At 49.5% G+C, this 22,331-nt stretch carries 22 protein-coding genes; 9 read left to right on the forward strand and 13 right to left on the reverse strand.

Annotated features, from left to right (window positions below; all coding sequences use genetic code 11):
• Nucleotides 1-48: 48 nt before the first annotated feature.
• The 9 genes from AC01YT_RS11805 to AC01YT_RS11845 all read right to left on the reverse strand — a co-directional run bounded on the left by AC01YT_RS11805 (nucleotide 49) and on the right by AC01YT_RS11845 (nucleotide 9,353).
• A complete protein-coding gene (locus AC01YT_RS11805) occupies nucleotides 49-255 on the reverse strand; it encodes a hypothetical protein (RefSeq protein ID WP_476675666.1) in 207 nt (68 codons plus the stop codon).
• 255 nt (nucleotides 256-510) lie between these two features.
• On the reverse strand, nucleotides 511-1,533 hold the full coding sequence (locus tag AC01YT_RS11810; RefSeq protein ID WP_476675668.1) for an aminopeptidase: 1,023 nt from the start codon (nucleotides 1,531-1,533) through the stop codon (nucleotides 511-513).
• Nucleotides 1,520-2,656 carry a DUF917 domain-containing protein gene (locus AC01YT_RS11815; RefSeq protein WP_476675670.1) on the reverse strand — a complete coding sequence of 379 codons (1,137 nt, stop codon included), beginning with the start codon at nucleotides 2,654-2,656 and terminating at the stop codon, nucleotides 1,520-1,522. Before AC01YT_RS11815 ends, AC01YT_RS11810 begins: the two co-directional genes overlap by 14 nt.
• Before the next feature lie 31 nt (nucleotides 2,657-2,687).
• Nucleotides 2,688-3,737, reverse strand: a complete 1,050-nt coding sequence (locus AC01YT_RS11820; protein ID WP_476675672.1) for a 2,5-dihydroxypyridine 5,6-dioxygenase NicX family protein — start codon at nucleotides 3,735-3,737, stop codon at nucleotides 2,688-2,690.
• Nucleotides 3,734-4,738, reverse strand: a complete 1,005-nt coding sequence (locus tag AC01YT_RS11825) for an ABC transporter ATP-binding protein (protein ID WP_476675674.1) — start codon at nucleotides 4,736-4,738, stop codon at nucleotides 3,734-3,736. Before AC01YT_RS11825 ends, AC01YT_RS11820 begins: the two co-directional genes overlap by 4 nt.
• 3 nt (nucleotides 4,739-4,741) lie before the next feature.
• The gene (locus AC01YT_RS11830; RefSeq protein ID WP_476675676.1) at nucleotides 4,742-5,641 is read right to left on the reverse strand and encodes an ABC transporter ATP-binding protein; all 900 of its coding nucleotides are present in this window, start codon (nucleotides 5,639-5,641) and stop codon (nucleotides 4,742-4,744) included.
• 76 nt (nucleotides 5,642-5,717) lie between these two features.
• On the reverse strand, nucleotides 5,718-6,614 hold the full coding sequence (nikC, locus tag AC01YT_RS11835; RefSeq protein WP_476675678.1) for a nickel transporter permease: 897 nt from the start codon (nucleotides 6,612-6,614) through the stop codon (nucleotides 5,718-5,720).
• Nucleotides 6,615-6,630: 16 nt separating this feature from the next.
• A complete protein-coding gene (locus AC01YT_RS11840) occupies nucleotides 6,631-7,641 on the reverse strand; it encodes an ABC transporter permease (protein WP_476675680.1) in 1,011 nt (336 codons plus the stop codon).
• 146 nt (nucleotides 7,642-7,787) lie between these two features.
• Nucleotides 7,788-9,353 carry an ABC transporter substrate-binding protein gene (locus tag AC01YT_RS11845; protein ID WP_476675682.1) on the reverse strand — a complete coding sequence of 522 codons (1,566 nt, stop codon included), beginning with the start codon at nucleotides 9,351-9,353 and terminating at the stop codon, nucleotides 7,788-7,790.
• 395 nt (nucleotides 9,354-9,748) lie between these two features.
• Between AC01YT_RS11845 and AC01YT_RS11850 the strand changes: the two genes are divergently transcribed.
• From AC01YT_RS11850 to AC01YT_RS11890, 9 genes are all read left to right on the forward strand, one after another.
• The gene (locus AC01YT_RS11850; protein ID WP_476675684.1) at nucleotides 9,749-10,270 is read left to right on the forward strand and encodes a nitroreductase family protein; all 522 of its coding nucleotides are present in this window, start codon (nucleotides 9,749-9,751) and stop codon (nucleotides 10,268-10,270) included.
• The gene (locus tag AC01YT_RS11855; RefSeq protein ID WP_476675686.1) at nucleotides 10,267-10,563 is read left to right on the forward strand and encodes a DUF6092 family protein; all 297 of its coding nucleotides are present in this window, start codon (nucleotides 10,267-10,269) and stop codon (nucleotides 10,561-10,563) included. Before AC01YT_RS11850 ends, AC01YT_RS11855 begins: the two co-directional genes overlap by 4 nt.
• Nucleotides 10,564-10,584: 21 nt before the next feature.
• Entirely contained in the window at nucleotides 10,585-11,745 is a 1,161-nt protein-coding gene (locus AC01YT_RS11860) for a DUF917 domain-containing protein (protein WP_476675688.1), read from the forward strand.
• A 440-nt stretch (nucleotides 11,746-12,185) separates the two neighbouring features.
• On the forward strand, nucleotides 12,186-12,776 hold the full coding sequence (locus AC01YT_RS11865) for a class II aldolase/adducin family protein (RefSeq protein ID WP_476675690.1): 591 nt from the start codon (nucleotides 12,186-12,188) through the stop codon (nucleotides 12,774-12,776).
• A 25-nt stretch (nucleotides 12,777-12,801) separates the two neighbouring features.
• Entirely contained in the window at nucleotides 12,802-13,749 is a 948-nt protein-coding gene (locus tag AC01YT_RS11870) for a 1-phosphofructokinase family hexose kinase (protein WP_476675692.1), read from the forward strand.
• A 22-nt stretch (nucleotides 13,750-13,771) separates the two neighbouring features.
• Entirely contained in the window at nucleotides 13,772-14,341 is a 570-nt protein-coding gene (locus AC01YT_RS11875) for a glucose-6-phosphate isomerase family protein (RefSeq protein WP_476675694.1), read from the forward strand.
• 39 nt (nucleotides 14,342-14,380) lie between these two features.
• Entirely contained in the window at nucleotides 14,381-15,373 is a 993-nt protein-coding gene (locus AC01YT_RS11880; RefSeq protein WP_476675696.1) for an ROK family protein, read from the forward strand.
• A gap of 15 nt (nucleotides 15,374-15,388) precedes the next feature.
• On the forward strand, nucleotides 15,389-16,348 hold the full coding sequence (locus AC01YT_RS11885) for a sugar-binding transcriptional regulator (RefSeq protein ID WP_476675698.1): 960 nt from the start codon (nucleotides 15,389-15,391) through the stop codon (nucleotides 16,346-16,348).
• Nucleotides 16,349-16,372: 24 nt separating this feature from the next.
• Nucleotides 16,373-17,128: an SDR family oxidoreductase gene (locus AC01YT_RS11890; RefSeq protein ID WP_476675700.1), complete on the forward strand. Its 756-nt coding sequence runs from the start codon at nucleotides 16,373-16,375 to the stop codon at nucleotides 17,126-17,128.
• An 85-nt stretch (nucleotides 17,129-17,213) separates the two neighbouring features.
• Here AC01YT_RS11890 and AC01YT_RS11895 read toward each other — a convergent pair whose 3' ends face one another.
• The 4 genes from AC01YT_RS11895 to AC01YT_RS11910 form a co-directional block, all read right to left on the reverse strand.
• Nucleotides 17,214-18,245, reverse strand: coding sequence for an ABC transporter permease (locus tag AC01YT_RS11895; RefSeq protein ID WP_424913615.1), 1,032 nt, complete (start codon nucleotides 18,243-18,245; stop codon nucleotides 17,214-17,216).
• On the reverse strand, nucleotides 18,211-19,755 hold the full coding sequence (locus tag AC01YT_RS11900; RefSeq protein ID WP_424913616.1) for a sugar ABC transporter ATP-binding protein: 1,545 nt from the start codon (nucleotides 19,753-19,755) through the stop codon (nucleotides 18,211-18,213). Before AC01YT_RS11900 ends, AC01YT_RS11895 begins: the two co-directional genes overlap by 35 nt.
• A 21-nt stretch (nucleotides 19,756-19,776) precedes the next feature.
• Complete coding sequence (locus tag AC01YT_RS11905) at nucleotides 19,777-20,853, reverse strand: ABC transporter permease (RefSeq protein WP_424913617.1); 1,077 nt, start codon at nucleotides 20,851-20,853, stop codon at nucleotides 19,777-19,779.
• A gap of 102 nt (nucleotides 20,854-20,955) precedes the next feature.
• Complete coding sequence (locus AC01YT_RS11910; RefSeq protein ID WP_424913618.1) at nucleotides 20,956-22,068, reverse strand: sugar ABC transporter substrate-binding protein; 1,113 nt, start codon at nucleotides 22,066-22,068, stop codon at nucleotides 20,956-20,958.
• Between the last annotated feature and the right edge of the window lie 263 nt (nucleotides 22,069-22,331).

Consider the following 22,331-nt stretch of genomic DNA (forward strand, 5'->3'; position numbering starts at 1 on the left):
GCGGGTCCATGCACCCTATTTTCACTGACTTTTGCGATTTTGACAATGTTAATGTCCAACAGGCTTTATGCCTGAGCAGTTACAAAATGGATACAAAATAGCACCATCAGCCCCAAATAACGTTAGCGCGGAGGAAACGATCACTGCATAGACCTGATCCACATCCTCAACCGTGACCAAGTCCTGCAAAAACGCGCCAAAATCTTCTGGCCATGGTGTTATTGACCACCAATTTCCCTGATGAGAGAGTTCCATAACCTTTATCCCTGAGTCAAAGCCCAAGAATAGTGCATACCCATTCACTGGTTAATTCAAAGTTTACAACAAGACCAACAAAAATTTCCCCTCTACTAAAAAAACGACATTTACCTGACCTTTTTGTGCCAACATAAGTCAGGTAAACGTCAGTTAAGTGCAAACAGTTCACGTCTCCAGCGCTCCCGGCGGGGCTCGAACCCGCAACCTCTGGATTCGAAGAATACAGGTCAGACTAACAAGTCATAAGCGAGTTCATTTTTTACCCAAAATACGATCCCCATCAATCCACAAGGTCGGCTGAGGTAGCACAAAATCCTCATGCAGATCCGACTCAACCACGCCCCCCATATGCGAGTTATCACCAACCGCAATATGTACGGTGCCTTTGATCTTCTCGGCTTCGAGGACATTATCCGGTCGTTTTGCGTTGGGGTTAGTACCAATCCCCAATTCTGCGCAGTTGCGGCGGTGAAACCGATTTGGATTTGAAAAGTCGAATAATTCGCGAAAAGAAGCCCCCACATCACCTCCCCCCTCCACCGAAATCACATAACCGGCATGAAATGTCAGCCTCATGTTCTCTTTCAGGCCCGGATACCAGCCAGCCGGAACCACCAACACACCCTCAGCGGTGCCCTCTACCGGCGCAATATAGGCTTCACCTCCCGGTAGATTACCAAATGCACCTGGTTCAAGAAGAAGACCGGTATCTCCGCTTCCCTTCCGCCCCTCAATACTGAAAGATAAATCTGTTCCATAAGACGTTGTAACACGAACGTTACGTCCTCTGGTTAGAATTTCGGCCAAGGCGAGTGATTCCGCTTTGACTTGAACATAATCGGCTGCCATCGGTCCATTGGGAGCAAACATTGCGGCGTCCACCCCCGGCATACTGGCGATCCGTGCCCCATGTTGACACGCATTTTCCCTTGCCCGGGTATGGGAAAGCGAATGTGTGGTCATCAATACCACTACATCATAGTTAAGGAATCGCTGAGCAGTTTTTTCATTTGGCTCACGTCCGCTCTGGCCAGTCTGTTCGAAACAAATCAAATCTACGACCAGCGCCGGAAATGCCTTGCGCATCATCTGACAAATGGCGCGTGTCATTCGTGCACGGTTAAGCACATCCTCCAGAACTTCCTCGGGCAACTTCTCCCAATCCGCCGGCGCAGGCACATCGGTGACAAATGCAATACGTTCACCCTCGCGAACGCCCAAATTGACGTTTAGCATATTGATTGCAGCCTGACGGAGAAGCTCAAACGCTTTCATGGCCAATCCCCAATTCGGAGATGCGTTGTTCTAAAGGCTTGTAGGCAATGTCAAAACCAAAGTGCTTTGGCCCAAATAATTCTAAACCACGCGGTGTGCGCCATGGTTCGGGTGCCGGCAATCCTATCACCGAAACTCGCATCCCTTCATAGAAATACGGATTCAGGTTGGGTTCAAGCGTATCATCGTTGAACAAACAGATCAGATCCGGCACAGTTACGTCAACCTTTCCATCCCGCCAGGAAATGATGTGTTCGTTCTTAAACCAAATATGATATTGGCTGTCTTTGTATTTTCCTTCCCCTTGAAGATATACATCACCAACCGTGAAACCCTCAATGGTATCGTAATGATGCTTTATGACCCTGCCCCTGAAAAGAACGAACCCACCACCCGCCGCGGCAACATGCTCAGAGACCGGTTCCCCTTTTTCCTTTGCTTCGCGATATGCTGTTCCAATCTTCCACGCCTGGCTGATCGCACCGTGAATCACCGCGTTGCGCAATATTTTGGATTGTGCTGGATGATCGGCCACGCCAATGCGATTTTTGCTGACCACGGCCATTGCACGCACCAGGGCTTCAGCGCGCAAATCATTCACCACCCTGGGTAAAATCACCACATCACCAAACTGATTGGCACACGCCAGGGGATAAATGGGCAGATTGTAAATACAATAGGTTGAATGCTGCAACTCCGGCACAGACCTGCCGGCAGGATCCGCATCAATGATATAGCGATCCAGAAGCGCAGCCACATAGAAGGCCTCGGCAGTGTTGCCACCCCCTAATTCCGTTGAAATAACCCCGTAAAACTCTTGGCCGAAATAATCTTCCAGGGCGCGGTAAGCCAGGTAGGGCTCGGGCTCACTCAACCTTGGCAGATCAGCATATTGAGCATCCAGTTCTGGTGTGCTAGGAGAGACGCTTCCACACATATAAGGTGTGGCAATCCAGGCATCATCGGGCACTTCGCTAAAATCCACCAACCGAAATCGCTTACCTTTGCTGATAGCATCCTCAATCAACTCCAAGCCTTTCTGTAAGGACCCGCCCCCGCCAGTGCCGAGAATGGTGCATCCGTAGAGAATATCGTATAAGTCCTGTCGAGAGAGTGTCTTCATGGGTGATAAGCCTCCTCAAAGATTGTGAACTTTAACGGCCAATGAGCGGTTCGGCCAATGGTTTCAATTCGGGATGAATTACAACCCCTTTATCCAGGATTTGCACCCCATCCAACCACACTGAAGAGTTCAGGCAGATTCCATCACAATGAGACTTGGCTTGTATGCCATCCGGTGGAGCGTCTACCGGGCTCAAATAGCCCAACCCCCATTCGGTGCAGCCCCAAATCCGTTCATCTTCTAAGATATTTCCGCTCAGCCGGGCACCGGGATTGAATCCATAACAGCCGTGCGCCAAACGGAACATGTTGGGATCGTCAAAACTTTCCAACCAGCGGCGAAGTTCTTCAGCCTGTGCCCCACCGCTAATTTTGATCACTCGGCCTCTTTCCACCTCCAACACCACTGGCTCCTTCAAAAGACCACAAGGCGGAGAAATGGTACCATCAAAAACCAGTTTTCCGTTGATGGACTCAAAATCAGGGATGAACGAAATCTGACCACCTAAGAAATGCATCCCGGGGGTATCACATAAACCATCATCGCAACTGACTTTACGTTCCTTGGGTAGAAATTTGAAACACAAATCATTCCCGGCGGGTGTAGTGATGCGCATTTCACGGGCATTTTGGGTCATCTCAGTAACCCGATGCATAAAGCGCGATAGGGCAACCGCATCCACACGCCCGATCAATCTCACCATCATATCCACCGTCATCTCGACGAGGCACATGTAGCGCAAGCGTGAGTTATGCGCCATCGCACGTTCAAAAGGCGTGGAATATAAAAGCCACTGCTTGTTAAATTCTACCCACGCATCCGCTTGAGCAAGTGCCGCGATAAGCGGTTCAACGGGTAACATAGGGTCAGCTGCCTTGCCCACTCCCAGCGGCGAAGCCAGAACAATCACCATGGGGATCGCCCCAACGGTGTGGGCTGCGGCAGCGACAGCATCTACAACCCGCATATCGCTTTGCGTATCAGCCGTAATCACAAGGGTTTCACCAGGCTTGAGGCGAAACATTTCTGCCACCAGAATATGTGCAGCACGTGCCAATTCATATTGAAAAAATTCGGTCATCGGGTCTCCTCCATGAATAAGTTTTGATTTTCTTCCAGTAGATAGCAGGCCGCAACATGGCGCTCACCAACCACCAGCGCCTGTGGCTCCGCGGTGCTACAAATTGGCATCCGATACGGGCAACGGGTATGAAACCGGCAGCCCGTTGGTGGATCAATCGCACTCGGCACGTTCCCTTCCAGCGTTTGCAACTCGCTCAGATCGTTCATTTCTAGGGTTGGAATGGCATTGAACAATGCCTGGGTGTAGGGATGACGCGGATGATTGAACACCTCACTGGCTGGGCCCTGCTCGACAATTTTGCCCAGATACATGACCACAATCCGGTCGGACATGTAATGGACGACACTGAGATCATGTGAAACGAGAATGTAAGTTAGGCCCAAACGCTGCTTTAATTGCATCAATAAATCTAGAATTTGAGCTTGGGAAAGGATGTCTATTGAAGAGGTGGGTTCATCAAGAACGACCAGTTTGGGTTGTAAGGCCAGTGCGCGAGCAATGGCAATCCTCTGGCGCTGCCCCCCTGAAAATTCATGCGGGTACTTGTAAAGCGAATCACGAGGTAACCCTACCATCTCTAATAAATCTTTGACTTGCTCTGTAAGTTCGGGCATTGAAATGCGACGATGTACCGTCAAAGGTTCACTCACCACATCCCGCACCAGCATGCGCGGATTAAGCGACCAAAACGGATCCTGGAAAACAATTTGAATGTCCTTACGAATTGTTTCCCGAAGCTCTTTCTGGGAGAGATGGGTAATATCTATGCCATCAAAAATAATGCGCCCTTCTGTGGGCTCTTCCAGGCGAAGCAATAAATTGACCAACGTCGTCTTACCACATCCCGACTCGCCCACCAGTCCGACCACTTCGCCCTTTTGGATTTCCAAATCCACCCCATCCACCGCCCGTACCCACTTTTTCGGACTAAAAAAAGCATCTGATCGCACGGGGAAATATTTCTTAAGACCCTTAATTTTGACCAATGGCTCGCTCATTGCCTAATCCCTCTTTACGAAGAAACACGCCGCCCAGTGTTGCTGATTCCCCACCGGTTCAAGCATTGGCTCTCCCTGCATGCATTGCTCCACTCCTATTGGACACCGCGAGTAAAACGGACAACCTTGCGGAGCTTCAGGCTTAATCTCGATGTTGGCAAATCTTAGCCTTTCTGATTTATCCCGCGGAATGGCCGATATCAATGTTTGGGTATAGGGATGTTGGGGTTGACGAGTAACCAACGTGCTTGGGCCTTCTTCTACGAGTTTGCCGCGATAAAGAATGCCCACATTTTTACAAAAAACATTGACCAAACTGACATTATTGGCGATGAACAGGACGCTGATTCGTAAACTCTTTTGTAATTCATCAATCAATTTTAAAATTCCGGCCTGGATGGTCACATCCAAGTTTCGAGTTGGCTCATCGGCAATAAGGAATTCCGCACCACAGGACAACGCAATCGCAATAATAACTCGCTGGCGCTGACCTCCGCTCAATTCATGGGGGTATTTTCTGAGCACGTTCTTCGCATCTGGTAGTTTGACCATGTCAAGCAGTTCTACTGCACGGCGGGTTCGGGCTGCCCCCTTCAGCCCTTGGTGCTGTTCAATGACCCGTTCGATTTGCTGGCCAATAGTAAACACTGGATTGAGGGTGGACATTGGATCTTGAAAAATCATGGCCAGACGCTTACCACGATACGCAGATGCCAATTCATGCTCGGATTTCTTGAGCAAATCGTCACCATCAAACCAAATTTCACCGCTGTGAATAATGCCAGCCGGTTTGGGCAACAAGCCCAAAATGGTCAGCGCCAGTACCGTCTTACCAGCACCGCTTTCTCCCACTAAACCATACGTTTCTCCACGCTCGATAGCCAAATGCTCAATCTTGAGCACAGGGTGAATGCCCTCAAACGTTCTGAAACTTACGGCAAGGTTTTTGATCTCGAAATAGGCTGTCATGGCACACCACCTAGAACTTGCGCGTGCGGGGATCAAGTACCTCACGAATACCATCACCGATTAGGTTAAAAACTAGCACTGTAATAAATATGGCAATGCCGGGGAAGGTGCTGTACCACCAGGCATTGAGAAAATAAGTGCGGCTGGTTGAGATCAGTAACCCCCACTCCGGGGTAGGCGGTTGTGCCCCTAACCCCAAAAAACTTAAAGCCGCAATGGTGAGGATGACCCCACCAATATCCATTGAAGCCTGAACAATCACCGGAGCCAGCGTGTTGGGAAGAATGTGCCGAAAGATAATGCGTGACATAGGGGTGCCAATCGCCAAGGCCGCCCGCACAAACTGTCGCTCGCGAATAGAAACGGCCTGCCCGCGAATTATTCGCGTATACCACGGCCACCACGAAATGGCGATCGCCAACATGGCATTGCTCAAACTGGGTCCTAAAAAGGCGGCAATGGCTATCGCCAGCAAGAGCGGCGGAAAAGAAAGGAAGATATCTGTAATCCTCATGATAATTTCGTCGGCCCAACCACCCAAACCACCCGCTATCGCTCCCAATGGAACGCCGATCAATAAGGCTAAACCAACGGCGATCAGCGCCGTTTGAAGGGAAATGCGGGTGCCAAAGATGATACGCGAAAACAAATCTCTTCCCAATTCATCAGTCCCCATAATGTAACGGCTAGAAGGGGGTAATAATTTATCCTGAGGATTGGTTTCACTGATGGCGTGTGAGGGATAGGGGGCAATCCATGGTGCAAAGATCGCCACCAGCACTAATAAAGCAATAATGATCAACGAGATGCGCTGCAAGGCATTGCGGTTAAGGAGATAAAACGACAGTTTTAATTCCCGCCAAGTGGGTTGAAGTGATTTATAGGTATCTACAAACCAGTTAACCATGCCTCCGCCTCCCCTTTTACGTCCTTACTCGCGGGTCGAGGGCTATGATAATATCGGCAATTAGATTCAAAATAACATAGGAAAAGGCTGAAAAAATCGTAACGCCCATAATAGCGGGGTAGTCTAAACCAATCACAGCCGTTGCTACGTAACTCCCAATACCCGGCCAGGTAAAGATGGTCTCGGTAAGGAACGTATTCACTAACGTATACCCAATCGAGAGCGCAACCACGGTCGAAGTGGGGCCGATAGAATTCTTTAACGCATATGACCAGAGGATAATGCGATCCCGCAACCCATATGACCGAGCGGCGGTGATATAATCTTCATTCAATATCTCCAGCAATGCTGAACGGGTCATACGGGCCACCAAGCCCACCGGATATAGACCAATGGTTATTCCAGGGAGAACCAAGTGCCAAAGCGCATCAAAAAAGATCACGAAGTTACCTGTAATAAGTGAATCAAGGATGAGAAATCCGGTAACATGCGGGATCTCCATGGTCAATTTGATCTCGGTACTTAGTTGCCCCCCCATGGGGAACCAATGGAACGTTCGGGCGAAGACCAGTTGTAGGATTAAACCAATCCAAAACGTCGGCAGTGAAACTGCGCCGATGGAAAACAAACGGCTTAGGTGATCTACAAGATGATCTTTTTGCTTGGCCGAAATAACCCCAAGCGGAATACCGACAAAAACGGCCGCAAACGTTGAAATCAATACCAATTCGATTGTTGCGGGTAGGCTTTCCATTAGCTCCAAAGCCACCGGTCGACGTGTACGTAAGGAATATCCCAAATTGCCATGGAGCAAGTCCATTAAGTATTTCCCGAATTGAACGGTTAGGGGCTTATCCAAACCAAGTTCTAAGCGTGCCTTGGCAATTTGCTCAGGAGTAGCACGTGGGCCGGCCCATTTTGCCGCCGGATCCGAAGGAATCACCCGCGCCACGAAAAAAGTGACCAAGGCTACCCCGAACATGACAATTACTCCGAGCATTAAACGGCGCAGAATAAACTTTCTCATTGTCCTTCACCATTCCTAGGGTTTCGGGAGCGGTCAACGCCACTTGCAGAAGACGCTCTTCCCGGCTTAAATGGGCACAGAACAGAGGAGAACTGCCCCCTATTCTGTGCCCCCATTTTAGGAGTGCGACTCTATGCTCTCCGTGACTATTTCATAGTCAATTCATGGAAGAAGACCACTGTTGGGTAAGCCGGATTGAACTTGAACCCTTGCAGATTCTTCACCGTAACCCAAACATCTTCACGATCATAGATGAATAACGAAACGGCCTCATCCAACAGGATGCGTTGCGCTTCAATAAACATCTGCTCGGCTTTGGCAAAATCAGTTGAGGTGATTTCGTTGGCCGTGTCAATCAGTTGGTCAAATTGCGGATTCTTGTAATACGCCAGATTAAAGAGCGGCTCATCCTCTGAATGGAACGTGCTATAAAGCATCGAGTAGGGGCTGGGCATATCGGGCCACCAGTACATCATGAGAATATCCTGCCGGTTTTCCGGAGCGCCTTTTGCCAGTTCCCATTGGCTATCCCAGGGCATACCGCGGATTTCAAGATCAATGTTTAACTTTGCGAGTTCGGATTTATACAATTCTGCCGCACTCTTTTCGGCTTCATTGCCTGCCGTATAAGTGAGCAACAGTTTAAAACCGCCCTCGCCATAACCGGCCTTTTGCAGATATTCGCGGGCCTTATCCAGGTTATATTCATAGCGCGGGAGTTTGTCGCTCCAACCCCACAATCCATATGGCACCATTCCATAAGATTGGCGACCATAGCCCCCGATAGCCGTTTTGATGACCTGCTCATAAGGGAACGCATACGATAACGCGCGGCGTACGTTCACATTATCAAGGGGTGCTTTTTGGGTGTTGAACATTGCAATGAGGTTCTGGAATGAGGGTTCAATGTATACCGTCACATTAGGATTACTCTTGAGGGCCTCAATGTCTGTATAGGGTAGTTCAACCGTAATAGTCGCTTCACCGGTTTCAATCATCTGCCGCCGCGTCGCAGGCTCAGCCACTTTTCTGAAAATCACCACATCAAAACTATTTTCCTGCCATCCTCCCCAATAGTCAGCATATTTCTCAAGGATGACTTCATCCCCCCACTTCGAACTCTTGAGCATATAAGGCCCGGTGCCACAACCTTTGGCTTCATCAATCCAGGTATTATCTTCTTTAACACACTTCTTCGAGTAGATGAAGGCAGCATAACCGGTTGAGGCGATTAAATCAAGCGGTGCCTTGTAGGATAGTTTAAATTCCACCGTTTGCGGATCTACAACGTTGATCGCATTCACAGCTGACCAGATGTAAGACGCACCGGCACCTAATTGCATGGTACGCTCAATGGAGTACTTGACATCCTCGGCGGTTAATGGATCACCATTTTGGAATTTCACCCCTTGGCGCAATTTGAACGTCCAGGTGAGTCCATCATCTGAGATTGTGTAAGACTCGGCAAGAAGTGGGACAATCTTTTTATTGATGGCATCATAGCGCAATAATTGTTCGTACATATTATTGTGCACATGGATGCCGTTGGAGTATTCGATGGCCGGATCCCAACTTGTGAGTGGCTCGCTATTCAGGGCGTAAACGGCAAATTTCAGAGGCTTTTGGTTTGAGGCTGTACCCCCACCCCCACATGCAGATAACAAGATACCAAGCAAGACTAGGGCTGTAACCAACATTAACGGCTTTTTCATTGCTCCTCCTTTGGAATGAACGGGATTTAATAATGGCTCTTCAGGTTACTTTGACGAAAACCAACACCAACCTGACCGTCTCCTTACGGCATGAACCTTAGATTTCGAAACCAGAAGGGGGTAAGCAGAACCTGTAAGTGCTTGCATTAAAACAAAAAGAGATTAGAAAGTCAATGCTCTTGGCTAGTCATTTTCACCCGAAAAAGAGCATCGAAATCGGTGTGCATTTTCAGGGCTTATAATCAAAATCTTTGGTTACGCGTTCGATTTTTATGATTAGGTTATTGTCCTTATGCTATACTTCAGGCATGTGTTAACCTATCGATTCACCTCCTTTCTTTCCACGCCGATTTTGCCTGAAAATTCGCCAGAAACACCAATTCGTCATACACCCTATGAATACCTTAGAAGCCATTCACGCTCGCCGCAGTATCCGTGCATTCACATCTGACCCCATAAGCGATGATGACTTAATAAGACTCATTCAAGCAGGTGCTGCCGCTCCCAATGCCGGTAATGCCCAACGGTGGGTTTTCATCGCCATTCGCAATCCCAAGCGTCTGTTAGCCGTTCAATCTCTTGCACCTGGAATCATATCTAAGCCAGCGGCAATCATCGTATTGTGTGCAGATTTTCGCCATAATGACTTTTCTCGAGAAGCCATCCACAAAACGATTGGCTACGACTTAGGTGCGGCACTGCAAAATATCCTGCTGGCTGCTACCGAGTTGGGACTAGGGGGATGTCCAGTAGGCTCATTCAATGCCCAAGGGTTGGCCCGCCTCCTCAATCTTCCTGCAGAAATAGAGCCAAAATTACTGATCGCCATCGGTAAACCCAAATTCATTCCCCAGAAACCGCCCAAAAAGCCCTTGGAAGATATTTTCTTTGAAGAAACCTATCAGGTCAGATCATGAATGCAGAACATTTGCAAAAAGAGTTTTTTCACCTAATCGCTTACATGATCACCAGTGCGCGCGGCTTGTATGAAGAGCCCGCTGATTACGGGGTTTTCCGATTGCTGGATTCGGCCGGGAGACTGTTGGATATCCTACAAAACCAAGGACTACTTACTGACCAATTCCTGCTAGACCTCAAGCAGAAGATAGACGCTGAACGAGAAAACAGCATGGACAACGAACGTCAACGGCGATTATTGGACGAGTGGATATTTGCCATCAGTGACGAAATGCGACGGCGGTTGGATTAACACTTTCCCGGAGGGATGAAGATGCCAGCGAGGACGTTAACCAGTCTCCAAGATTGTGAGGATTTTATCACCGGTTTGAAACTGCTTGGAACGGGTGGTGGTGGGTCGCCTGCCTCTGGTATGGAAATGCTGACGCAAGCGCTTAATGAAGGACTCACCCTCGGGTGGATAGATGCATCTGATTTACTCGACAACGTATACAGTTGCACGACGTTCGGCTCGGGATCAATATCAGAGGACACCCCCGGCAACCTGGAAGAGATTTACGCTTTAGGCAAAAAACGCAATATCCCCGTACGCTACGCTTATCGCGCCCCGGAGATTGCTGTGCAAGAGTTAGAGGCCTATGCGGGGGTCAAGATTGGTGCGATTGTACCAGTGGAACTCGGTGCCTCCAACACCCCCGCGCCGTTGGTAACCGCAGCCCGTTTGGGACTCCCTCTGGTGGATGGAGATTACAGTGGGCGTGCTGTACCTCAGGATATGCAAACCACCTATTTTTTGAAGGGCATCCCTACACATCCTGCTGCAATTGTTGACTGGTGGGGTAACATTCTCATCCTAAAAGAGGCTGTTAACATTGAGATGGGAGAACGCATTGGCAAAATGTTGGGAGTGGCTGCCTTTGGCGTCGTGTATTTTGCCAATCTCTTACTCTCCGCCGAACAGACCCGTGATACCATTGTGCCTGGCACTCTCACGCAAGCCTTGGAATTGGGACAAGCCGTTCATCGCGCTGTAAAGGCAGGTCAAGATCCAATCGCAGAGATCATCCGCGTACTAGATGGATGGTTACTCTTCCAAGGTATCGTCACCCGCAAAGAATGGCAAGACAAAGAAGGTATGATGATAGGCACAACGCTTATCGAAGGGAAGGAACCATTTAACGGAAAACGGATGAGGGTTTGGTTCCTAAACGAAAATCATGTGTGCTGGCTGGATGACCAACCCTATGTGTTCAGCCCTGATTTGATTATTTTGGCTGATCCCCAAACTGGTGAAGGCTACACTAATACCGAAATCAAAGCGGGTGATGCTGTGGCTGTGATAGGGGCGAAAGCCCACCCGCTCTTCCGCACCGAATTGGCTCTGCGTTATTTTGGTCCTCGCTACTGGGGCTTTGATTTTGACTATGTGCCAATCGAAGAGATCATGCGTTTTGGAACTGATAAATTCAAATGAACGATTGAAGCTCACTTATCCGTCACGATAACACCTTAAGTTCATCGCATTGGAGTCCCCCCTTTGATCACAACGTACTAGCAGTTTTCACACAAAATGTACGAATCGATTTTATCAGGGGAGCAGGAGAAAGATTCACTTCAATTCAGATAACCATCTTACACGCACCTGAGGTGGGGGCAGGAGCTGCACTTCCGTTATGAGAACTGAAAATACTTCTGCCACCTGAAAACCCTGCGCAGGGAATTGTTCCCAATTCCTGAACCCATTTCAGATCCCTTTGGGGGTAAGAAGATAAAATAGACGTCAAACCAAATTACTTATCGTTTCAGACAACGCATCACCAATTTTCCATCACAGAAATTTAACTTTTGACACTAACATTTGACAATATGATATAATTTTATAAAAGACCCAATACGTAGGGAGGTTTCCTCAATATGAATTCTCTTCCTGAACTTATCGCCCAAATGGGGCGCAGAATGTTCGAACGACGACTTACCGATATGTCGGGCGGAAACATTAGCGCCCGCGACGGCAATACTCTCTACATCACACCCAAGTTCAGCGGGAGTCGCCGCCACTGGCAACTTTCTCCTGAGGACATCCTAAGCGGTCCCCTTGATCCTACCTATTGGCAGCAACAACCTCTCTTTTCGCGGGAAGGGAAAGCCCACCTGGCAATCTACGAAACCTTTCCTGAAGCCCAAGCTGTTATTCATGCTCACCCTTTTCATGTGCTTCCCTTTTGTATGATGTCTCGTCCCATCCCTCCGGTGCTCGAAAATACCCAGAAATTTGGCATTGTCGAGGTTGTCCCCCCTGCCCCGGCCCACAGCCAGGAATTGGCTAATAATATTGTGGCAGGCCTGCGAGGTAAAGAAGAGCGCATTCGCCAGCAAGCCGCCGCTGTGCTCATCCCATATCACGGCATCATTGTTGCCGCCAAGGACCTATGGGCGGCGATTGATGCCGTGGAACGAATTGATTGGAATGCATGGTGTATCCTGGCCAGAAAATGGCTGGATTAGATGGTTTTTTCCAAAGGAAATATCCATGTATTTAACCGTTACACCCAACTCTGCTTTAGATCGAGTGTATTTTATTGATGCCTTTATACCCGGCACCCGAATGCTGGCATCAAAAAGTCTCGAAAGTGTGGGGGGAAAAGGTCTGGATGCTTCCGTAGCCTTAAGGGGTTTAAATCTAGAAACCTTAGCCCTGGGGTTTGTAGCGGGGAGCAACGGCCACGCGCTGGTTAATCTTCTAGATAACTATGGGATTCACCATGATCTGATATGGGTGGAGGGGGAAACCCGCTTAGCCATGGTGATTGTGGAACAAAGCCATCGTCGTCATAGCCATATCATTGCTGGTGGGTATACCGTTACAGCATCCGCCCAAGAAGAGCTTTTCAGCCGCTTCGAACGCTATCTCGACTCGGCCCGGTGGATTATCCTGGCTGGCTCTCTGCCCCAAGGCGTCCCCCCTGACTTTTATGCACGATTAACCCTTGCTGCCAAGCGCTCAGGGAAACCGGTGCTGATTGATTGTTCTGGTGAACCCGCCCGCCAATCCTTGTCAGCCTCGCCTACGATCCTCAAGATGAATTGGCAAGAATTCAATCAAACCTTTCGGGTTTCCCCAGACTCTTTGGAAACACTGGCATTACAAGCCTCTGAGATTCGTTCTTCGATGAAATTACCATCCCTGGTTGTGACCTGTGGTGAGGAAGGGATACTAGCCATAACCCCCCAAATGTCTCTACTTGCCAAAGCCCCTAGGCAGAAAGCCGTCAACGCTGCCGGCGCGGGCGATGCCACCTCGGCAGCATTAGCATGGCGACTTTCGCTCGGCGATCCATGGCCAGAGGCACTGAGATGGACGGCTGCCACTGGTGCGGCAGCCGTCCTGACCGAGAAAACCGGTGAGTGTCATTTTGAGGATGTTGTAAGACTATATCCCTCGGTCCAAGTTCGTGAAATTAGTCCTTCAAAATTGTGAAATTTACTCAGGAGAACTCATCATGCTTAACCCCATGGACTATCCCATTAGCCTAGATTTTGACTCGGAGAACGGCACCTTCGAGCCGTGTCCTCAGGTAACCCCCCGCCATCTCAGCGATCTCAAAGCAATGTTCAGCAATCAACCAATTGTTGCGCAAATCTTGCGCGAAAATGACCCTCTTATTTATGAGATACGCTATTATCCTTTCACCACCACAAAATCAGATATGGCGTTGGCCGTCACGCGCATTTTTCCCGGTACCATAGGGAATGAATATTATATGACTAAGGGCCACAAGCACCAACGTGAAGACCAGCCCGAGGTATACCATTGTGTGAGAGGTGAGGGTTTTTTGCTTTTAGATACCTTAGAGGGAGAGTTTCGCGCCATTCCGTGGCGGGCTGGCGTCATTACCCACATTCCTCCCATGTGGGCGCATCGCGTGGTCAATACCGGCAATGATTTACTTGTCTTTATCGGTGTGTTTCATTTGAGTGCAGGGCATGATTATGACATTGTCGCGCGCAAGGGGTTTGCGTACCGTGTTGTTTCCAGAAATGGGAAACCCGAACTTGTGAAACAGGATTGATCCGGTTTGATAGATCCCACTATGCTCGAGGGCATCCCCATGGCTCACGAAACATTTTATTGTATCGGAATTGATATCGGGGGCACCAAGATATCTCTCGGAGTCTTTGATTCCAACGGCACCTTATATGGACAAATCCAGAACATACCCGTTCCTTTTGATGAAAAAAAGGTTGCCGACCCCAACCGCATGATAAATTTGATCGCGCCCTTTATCGAGGATGCCCGAAATCACTATTCACCCCTCATTGGTATTGGTCTCAGCATATGCGGCAACGTTAACAAGCAGACCGGAGAGGCGGTTTTAGCGCCCAATCTGCACTGGCGAAATATACCGTTCGGTGCCATGGTCCAAAAAGCCTTCTACCTACCCGTATTCGCGGGTACTGATGTACGAGCAGCGACCTTGGCGGAGCGCTTGTGGGGAGTTGCAAGAAACGCCCGCTTCTTCGCTTGGTGCACTGTGGGCACCGGTTATGGGGGTTATCTTTTTCTGGATGGCAAGCTCTACGATGGCTACCATGGGTTCGCCGGACCGTTTGGACACATGACGTGGGACGAAGAAGGTTATCCTTGCGGCTGTGGCCGTCGTGGCTGCTTTGAAACGTTTGTCGCCGGACCCGCGATTGCCCGAGCAGGTCAGGCAGCAGTTGATGCCGGTCATAGCCCTCTGATGGCGTCGCTCAGTCAAGGAGGACGCGTAACGACCCAAGTGGTTATCCAGGCCTATCACCAGAACGACGCTGCTGCCGTGCGCATTATCGAGCAAGTGGCTCGCCTAATCGCGATTAATCTCTCAGGTTTGGTCAATGCCCTCGATTTAGAAATGATCGTCTTTGGTGGAGGTGTGATTCAGGCCTGCCCCAAGTTGCTGGATCGAATTGATCACCATATCCGATACCACCTTATGTCTGATGAAGCACGACATGACTTGCGCCTGGAACGAGAAACGTTTGTCAACTCTGCGCTTTACGGCGCAGCTGCCGATGTCTTTGTTCGAAGTGGAGTAATCCACGAAGCATTAGGCGCCTAGGTAAGAGGGTCCTTGATGGAAGACAAACGACCAATCCATCGTCCCGATTTGTTGGCAACCCTTGTCGAGGTTGCCCACCTCTACTATGAAGAAAATCTTTCTCAACAGGAAATTGCCGATCGCCTGAACGTTTCACGCTCGTTAATCGCGCTCTATCTCAAGAAAGCCCGAGAACAAGGCATTGTTCAAATTACCATTCGTGATCCTCAAAACATTTTCCAAAATCTCGCGCTCCAATTACAAGAACGCTATCATTTGCGCTACGCCGAAGTGGTATCTAGCGCCCACCTTTCGAATGTCTTGACACGTCGCGCATTGGGTAATGCCGTAGCACAATACCTCGATCGCATTTTGCAAGACGGTGACGTCCTGGGTTTAGACTGGGGACGCACGATTATGGAAGTGGTTAACCTTTTGGCCCCCAGCCGTCCACGCCAAATTGAAATTGTTCCCTTGCTGGGAGAGAGTAGTTCTACTGGAAGTTATACCCAACTCAACCAGATTGTGTTACAGGCGGCTCGCGCCTTCAATGCGACTCCGTACTTTCTTTTAGTTCCTCTACTGGTGGGATCAAAAGCCCTGCGTGATGCCCTCATGGCAGATATCACCACTCAGGAGGTCATTTCCCGCTGGAACCGCTTAACCTACGCATGTGTGGGAATTGGCCCCATTCCCTTGATCGAAGGCCAAGTGGTTTATATTGGGCAGGAAAACCTCTCGGAATTAATACGACAAAAAGCCGTAGGAAACATCTGTGCCCACTATTTTGATCAGGATGGGCACGTGTTGTCTCAGGAATTTAAAGACCGCTTGATTGGGATCAGCGTTGAGCAATTGAGAAGCACCAAAAACGTCATCGCCGCTGCGGGCGGCGTTGAAAAAGGGCGTGCCGTTGCGGCTGCATTACGCACCGGATTAATCACCCATCTTTTTGTGGATGAAGCTTTGGCTCGCCTACTTCTGGAAAAGTCATAACCCAACCCATTATTGGAGGGAGCGATGGAATTGAAACATAAAGTCGCCATCATTACCGGAGCAAGTGGCGGTATTGGCCAGTGCATTGCAGTAGAATTGGCCAGCGCCGGGGCCAGAACCATGTTAGTGGGGCGTTCCGAGCAGAAACTAGAAGCCGTGGCTAAAGAAATAACCGCAAAGGGAGGCATCGCAACCTGGTTTTCTGCAGATATCCGAGAGGCCTCCGCCGTAAATGACATGGTTAATGAAACCCTCAAGCGTTTTGGTCAGATTGACATCTTGGTCAACTCTGCGTTCTGGGGCCCACCCGCCAGCCTGGAAGACACCACAGAAGAGTTTTGGGATCAAACCCTGGATACCACGCTTAAAGCTGCTTTTCTTTGCACCCGCGCGGTTGTTCCCCAGATGAAACGGCAGGGATACGGACGCATTGTTAATATCGGTTCACGAGCAGGAAAAGTTGGCGAGGATAACCGAGCTGCCTATTGCGCCGCCAAATGGGGCTTGGAAGGATTAACCGCTGCGCTTTCGGAGGAACTTCGTCGCTACAATATCCACGTTCACTTAATATCCCCAGCAGCTACCAATACGCCTTGGTGGCGAGAGGTTCCTGCCAATTTAACCCCCGAAGTTATCGCGAGGATGATCCCACCCGAGGTCGTTGCTCAAGCCGTGCGATGGGTGATAAGCCTGCCGGATCAAGTACATGTTCCCGACCTGCCCCTCTATAATTTTCAAAATCCTTTTGAGGGGAAGAATTCACCTTTTGAAGGTCTTTAGGAGTCCCTCAAGACAACAAGAGCGGAACGGTGAGCATATAAGCCCACCGTTCCGCAAAGGAGAAAGGAGGATGCGGAGACATTCTTCAGGATTGTGCGAATGGTGATTTCGCCCTTCCAGGCACAGGGCCTAAACGAATGCGTGCCTTTTGAACCTCGAGCAGTAATGCTACAAGGATGATTAAACCGCGCACACCTGTGATCCAGAAAGGATCAACCTCCATAATATTTAATCCGGTATCTACGATGGAGAGCAGCAGAACTCCAGAAAATGCTCCCACAATGCTCCCGGCGCCACCTGAGAGCGCAACACCACCAATGACCGCCGAGGCGACTGTTTCAAGGGTCATCCCCTGACCTAGTGTTGGGGTTGAAACCTCTAACCGCCCCAGAAGCATCCAGGACGCCAAACCCGCCATGAAGCCGCCAATCATATAGGCCTGCGTAATAGTGCGCTCGGGCTTAAATCCAGAGGCGCGGGCAGCATCGCGATTTGCTCCAACGGCATAAAGTTCGCGACCAAATCGGGTGTATCGAACGAAAAATTCAAAAACTAGGAATAGAAGAAGGGTAACCACAACCGATACTGGAATCGCTCCGATTCGTCCGCCCCCCAACCAGTTAAATTCCTTAGGGGTGCCCGGCATAATCGCTCCCAGACTGATCACATAAGCGATTCCCCGCAAAAACAACTGCATGGCCAAAGTGACAATAAAGTTATTCATGCGCAACCGTGTAATCAACAACCCGTTGATCCAACCGATCAGAGTTCCCAGGATAAGCATCAGCGGAATAACAATGAAAGGCGAAAGTTCCCAGCCGATCCCCCCGGCTTGGGCAAGGGTCATTTCACGATAGGGCAACATGAGCCAGGCAGCAAGGACGGTGAGCAACGAAACAATCCCTTCGGCAGAAAGGTCGAAATTTCCGCTCAAAAGACAAATGGTTTGTCCGATGGTCAACACCCCCAACACGCTGGCATGTAAAAGCACGTTGATTAAAGTAACACCGCTCAGAAATTTTCCCCCCGTCTTAAGGGTGAAGAAAATCACCACTAATATAAGGATAAACCAGATCATTTGATCAAGGATAAACTGAAGCCATTTGCTTCTGGTCATGAGCATCGCCTCCTTCAATTGCCAGCAGTATATTCTCGGGGGTGGCTTGGGGATCATCCACTTTAAACTCAGCGCTGATACGCCCCTTATACATGACTAGGATACGATCACACACCCCTAACAGTTCGCGCACCTCTGACGAGATGATTAGGATCCCTATTCCCTGAGATGCTAATTCATCCACAATATGATAAATGTCCAACTTGGCACGGACATCAATTCCCTGCGTGGGTTCATGGAGGATAAGAACAGCAGGGCGGGTGGCGGCTAATTTGGCAAACACAACCTTCTGTTGATTACCGCCGCTCAACAAGTTAACCCGTTGCTCCAGTGATGCACATACAATGCCCAAAGCCTCAATATACCTTTGAACCAGGGAACGCTCCTTAACGAAACTCACAAATCGCAAGGTGTTGACCAGCTGATGCAAAATGGTGTAAGTGATGTTTTCGCGCACCGGTCGAATCCCAACCAAACCGAACCGATAGCGGTCTTGAGGTAAATAGGCTAGTCCCTGATCTAAGGCTTCGCGAGGATCGCGCGCGGTAAAGGGTTTCCCGTTGACCCAAACCTCACCAATCCCACGCCGCTCAAGCCCGAAGAGTGCTCGGCCCAACGCCGCTGCGCCGCTACCGGCAAGGCCAGACAATCCCACCACCTCCCCTTTGTGAACCCTGAAGGTCACATCCTCGTAATAACCACGGCGCGTCAATCCCCGAACCTCAAGCACAACATCGTCTTGACGCGTGGTTTGACGCTCGTATTCGCGCAACTCTTCGCCGATCATGAGCCGGATCAAACTCGGAATATCCAGGGAACTGACGTCATAGGTACCTATTCGTTGACCGTTGCGTAATACCGTGACGCGATCACAAATTTCAAATACTTCCTCTAAGTGATGAGAGATATAAATAAACGCCACCCCTATCTTCTTTAGAGAACGTATAAAACCAAAAAGACGTTCGATCTCCGCCCGCGCCAATGCCGCAGTAGGTTCATCTAAAATGATGATACGCGCTTTACTGAAAAGGGCTTTAGCAATGGCCAGCATGGTCTGTTCAACGACACCAAGCCCCTCAACCTTCTGGTGAACATCCAAATCAAGTCCCAATTGGCGCAAACGCTGCTCGGCATCTTGAAACGCTGCATTCCAATCCACCAACCCCAAGCGATTTACGGGCAAATTACCGGCCAGGATGTTTTCGGCGACCGTCAAACTATCCATCATACGAACCTGCTGAGGCACATAGGCAATCCCCGCCTCTAAGGCACTACGTGGGGTTACATTGGTGATCAGGCGTCCGTCAATTCTCAGTTCCCCGCTATCCATGGAATGTAACCCCATTAAAATCGCCATCAACGTTGATTTACCGGCACCGTTCTTGCCCACTAGGCCATGAATTTCCCCTTCAAAGACCGTCAAATCAACATTGTTTAGAGCCTGCACCCCCGGAAATGTCTTGGATATACCCTTCATTTCGAGGATAACTTTTGGTGATCCGGTTTCCATACTCTTACCTCTGTATCAGAATCACTCCACCTGATGGAGTGGATCTTTCAAACCAATGGTGGAACTCGCCAGAACCTTGCGTATCGCCACCCGCCGCAAATACCGCACCTTTAACGCATCAATGAACATCGCAAAGAGCAAAAGCGCACCTCGACTCACCTCAATCCAGAATGGTGATACTTTGGCAATGTTCAATCCTGTGTCAAGGATCCCCCATAGCAATACCCCACCAAACGCACCTACCAGATTACCGCGTCCCCCAAAAAGGCTGATGCCGCCAATCACCGCAGCTGCTTGAACCGGGAAAATTAAACCAGCACCTGTGCGAGGGGTTGCGCTGTCCATACGACCAGCATCTAACAAACCTGCCAAGGCCGCACAAAGCCCACTGGCAACATAAACCAGCGTGATCACGCGTTTGGAATCAATCCCCGCCGCCTCTGCGGCCTGACGATTAGATCCCACCGCATACATATCCCGCCCAAAGCGGGTATATTTTGTGACCAGATAGGCACAGAGAAAAGCCACAATCACAAAGAACATTGAAACCGGGATGGCTAAAAATTTTCCGTTCTCCAGAGGGATTCTGAAAAGAGAGCCACCTCCCAACCAGTTAAATTCGGGGGGAAGAAAATTGACACTTTTACCGGGAGAAATGGCGTATGTGGCTCCTCTTAGGATCATTAGCATCGCCACTGTCATGATGAAATTATTCATGCCCAAACGGGTGATAAAGACACCATTGAACGCCCCAATCAATGCCCCCACTAACAACATGATGAATATTCCCAGGTAGGGGTTAAGTTCTAATCCAAGCCCACCATTCTTTTGACTGGCCAACAAAAGCGCCGCCACCATTGCCGTGAAGCCCATAATGGATTCTGAAGATAAATCAAAATTTGCCGTGATCAGGGTAAACGACTGGCCGATCACAAGTAACCCCAGCGGGGCAACCCGAGAAAGAATATTGACCAAGTTATAGGGGGTGAAAAAGCTCTTCGAAATTAATGAGAACACTACTAAGGCAATGACGACAAGAACCCAGATCAAGTTGTCCACCATAAACAAGAAAACGCTATTGATCTTTTCTTTGTTCATCGGCTGAACCTCTTTGACAGACTGCACAACTCTGCTACAATGTTTTTGGTGGCTATGGGCGGCAATAGCTGCCGCCCATAGCACACCCGCCCTCAGGAGTGATTACTTGGCTTGGTTTCCCCACAAAGCCGGGTCCGATGCATTCTCTTTGGTCACGCTTGTGGTGGCCAGGTTCATCATGAAACCCGTATCCGCTTTTACAATCCGCGCCGGTGACCACAAAGCGCCTTCTTTGACCACTTCACCTTCCGTGATGGGCTCGCCCTTGAGGGTCTTCTCAATGTAATCGGCGATCACAACCCCAAAGTCGGGAAGCGGCTGGCTGGAGGCCTGATCAGCATAACCGTCACGAATAGCCTGAAGCATGTCGGGGCAGGCGTCTACGCCGGTCAGGAAAATATGGCCTGGCTCACCGGCCTTGAACTTCTTGCCCAGTTGTTCCAGCGCTGAGAGGACAACCTTCACACCCACACAATCGGAATGCATGTAAATGCCGTCAATCTGTTCGCTGGAAACCACGTCCAGAGTAGCCTGCGAGAACTTTTCGGCCTTCCACTCCGTTGGTTTAGCGATAACCTTGATGTTGGGATAGTTTTTGATCACATCGTTGAAGCCTGCACCGCGCAATTGGGCCACATTCTGCCCCAGATCGCCCTGCAGTTCCAAAACGGTGCCTTTGGGTTCGCCGTATTTTTCGGTGAGCAATTTGACCATCGCCTCACCGGACTGCTTACCGGCCATGTAGTTATCCGACTGAACCGTCATGTTAATTTCGCACCCGATGGGCGCACGGTCAATGGTGAAGAATGGAATCCCGGCGTCCTTGGCTTTCTGAACTGAGGCACAAATCGCCTGGCTATCCACGGGGACCACAACAATGGCATCTACACCCAGCGAGATGAAGTAGTCAATCTGATTGGCTTGAGCCGAGGCATCAAAGTTAGCATTGGTGGTCACAACAGCCCAGTTTTTACTCTCGGCGCCCTTGACCATGCCGTTCATGATCACACCTTGGCCACCCGATAGCTCAGGCGCCCCATAACCAATGGTGATTTTCTTTTCAGCGGTCTCTCTAACGACCACCGTCTTCTCTACCACCACGGTTTTTTCCACCACCTGGGGTTCACTGGGCGCCGGGGTAGCAGCAGGCGCGCATGCAGCCAGAACCAGGGTCAAGAGAACCAAAAACGACACAAACGAGATTGCCTTTCTCATGTCCTTCTTCTCCTTTCAAATCAAAAGTCTGGATGGGAGTAATTGAACGGATGATGGTGACCAAAATCTCGTCTCTTAAGCAACCTTCTGAAACGCATCACCTCCTCTCAAAATCTTTACGGAGCAGATTTCAATGCATTTTAGAGCCGGGGAAAGCCACGTATAACCACGTCTATACCGAATAAACCTAACGGTAACCCCCTGAATAATATTTCCAATCATAACATGTTTATTGACATATGTCAATATCATATTCCAATAAC

It is taken from the genome of Thermanaerothrix sp. (genome assembly GCF_056331585.1).

Coding starts and splice junctions, on each gene's coding strand:
- AC01YT_RS11805 (WP_476675666.1), bottom strand. CDS start 255: ATGGAACTCTCTCATCAGGGAAATTGGTGGTCAATAACACCATGGCCA.
- AC01YT_RS11810 (WP_476675668.1), bottom strand. CDS start 1,533: ATGAAAGCGTTTGAGCTTCTCCGTCAGGCTGCAATCAATATGCTAAAC.
- AC01YT_RS11815 (WP_476675670.1), bottom strand. CDS start 2,656: ATGAAGACACTCTCTCGACAGGACTTATACGATATTCTCTACGGATGC.
- AC01YT_RS11820 (WP_476675672.1), bottom strand. CDS start 3,737: ATGACCGAATTTTTTCAATATGAATTGGCACGTGCTGCACATATTCTG.
- AC01YT_RS11825 (WP_476675674.1), bottom strand. CDS start 4,738: ATGAGCGAGCCATTGGTCAAAATTAAGGGTCTTAAGAAATATTTCCCC.
- nikC (WP_476675678.1), bottom strand. CDS start 6,614: ATGGTTAACTGGTTTGTAGATACCTATAAATCACTTCAACCCACTTGG.
- AC01YT_RS11840 (WP_476675680.1), bottom strand. CDS start 7,641: ATGAGAAAGTTTATTCTGCGCCGTTTAATGCTCGGAGTAATTGTCATG.
- AC01YT_RS11845 (WP_476675682.1), bottom strand. CDS start 9,353: ATGAAAAAGCCGTTAATGTTGGTTACAGCCCTAGTCTTGCTTGGTATC.
- AC01YT_RS11850 (WP_476675684.1), top strand. CDS start 9,749: ATGAATACCTTAGAAGCCATTCACGCTCGCCGCAGTATCCGTGCATTC.
- AC01YT_RS11855 (WP_476675686.1), top strand. CDS start 10,267: ATGAATGCAGAACATTTGCAAAAAGAGTTTTTTCACCTAATCGCTTAC.
- AC01YT_RS11860 (WP_476675688.1), top strand. CDS start 10,585: ATGCCAGCGAGGACGTTAACCAGTCTCCAAGATTGTGAGGATTTTATC.
- AC01YT_RS11865 (WP_476675690.1), top strand. CDS start 12,186: ATGAATTCTCTTCCTGAACTTATCGCCCAAATGGGGCGCAGAATGTTC.
- AC01YT_RS11870 (WP_476675692.1), top strand. CDS start 12,802: ATGTATTTAACCGTTACACCCAACTCTGCTTTAGATCGAGTGTATTTT.
- AC01YT_RS11875 (WP_476675694.1), top strand. CDS start 13,772: ATGCTTAACCCCATGGACTATCCCATTAGCCTAGATTTTGACTCGGAG.
- AC01YT_RS11880 (WP_476675696.1), top strand. CDS start 14,381: ATGGCTCACGAAACATTTTATTGTATCGGAATTGATATCGGGGGCACC.
- AC01YT_RS11885 (WP_476675698.1), top strand. CDS start 15,389: ATGGAAGACAAACGACCAATCCATCGTCCCGATTTGTTGGCAACCCTT.
- AC01YT_RS11890 (WP_476675700.1), top strand. CDS start 16,373: ATGGAATTGAAACATAAAGTCGCCATCATTACCGGAGCAAGTGGCGGT.
- AC01YT_RS11895 (WP_424913615.1), bottom strand. CDS start 18,245: ATGACCAGAAGCAAATGGCTTCAGTTTATCCTTGATCAAATGATCTGG.
- AC01YT_RS11900 (WP_424913616.1), bottom strand. CDS start 19,755: ATGGAAACCGGATCACCAAAAGTTATCCTCGAAATGAAGGGTATATCC.
- AC01YT_RS11905 (WP_424913617.1), bottom strand. CDS start 20,853: ATGAACAAAGAAAAGATCAATAGCGTTTTCTTGTTTATGGTGGACAAC.
- AC01YT_RS11910 (WP_424913618.1), bottom strand. CDS start 22,068: ATGAGAAAGGCAATCTCGTTTGTGTCGTTTTTGGTTCTCTTGACCCTG.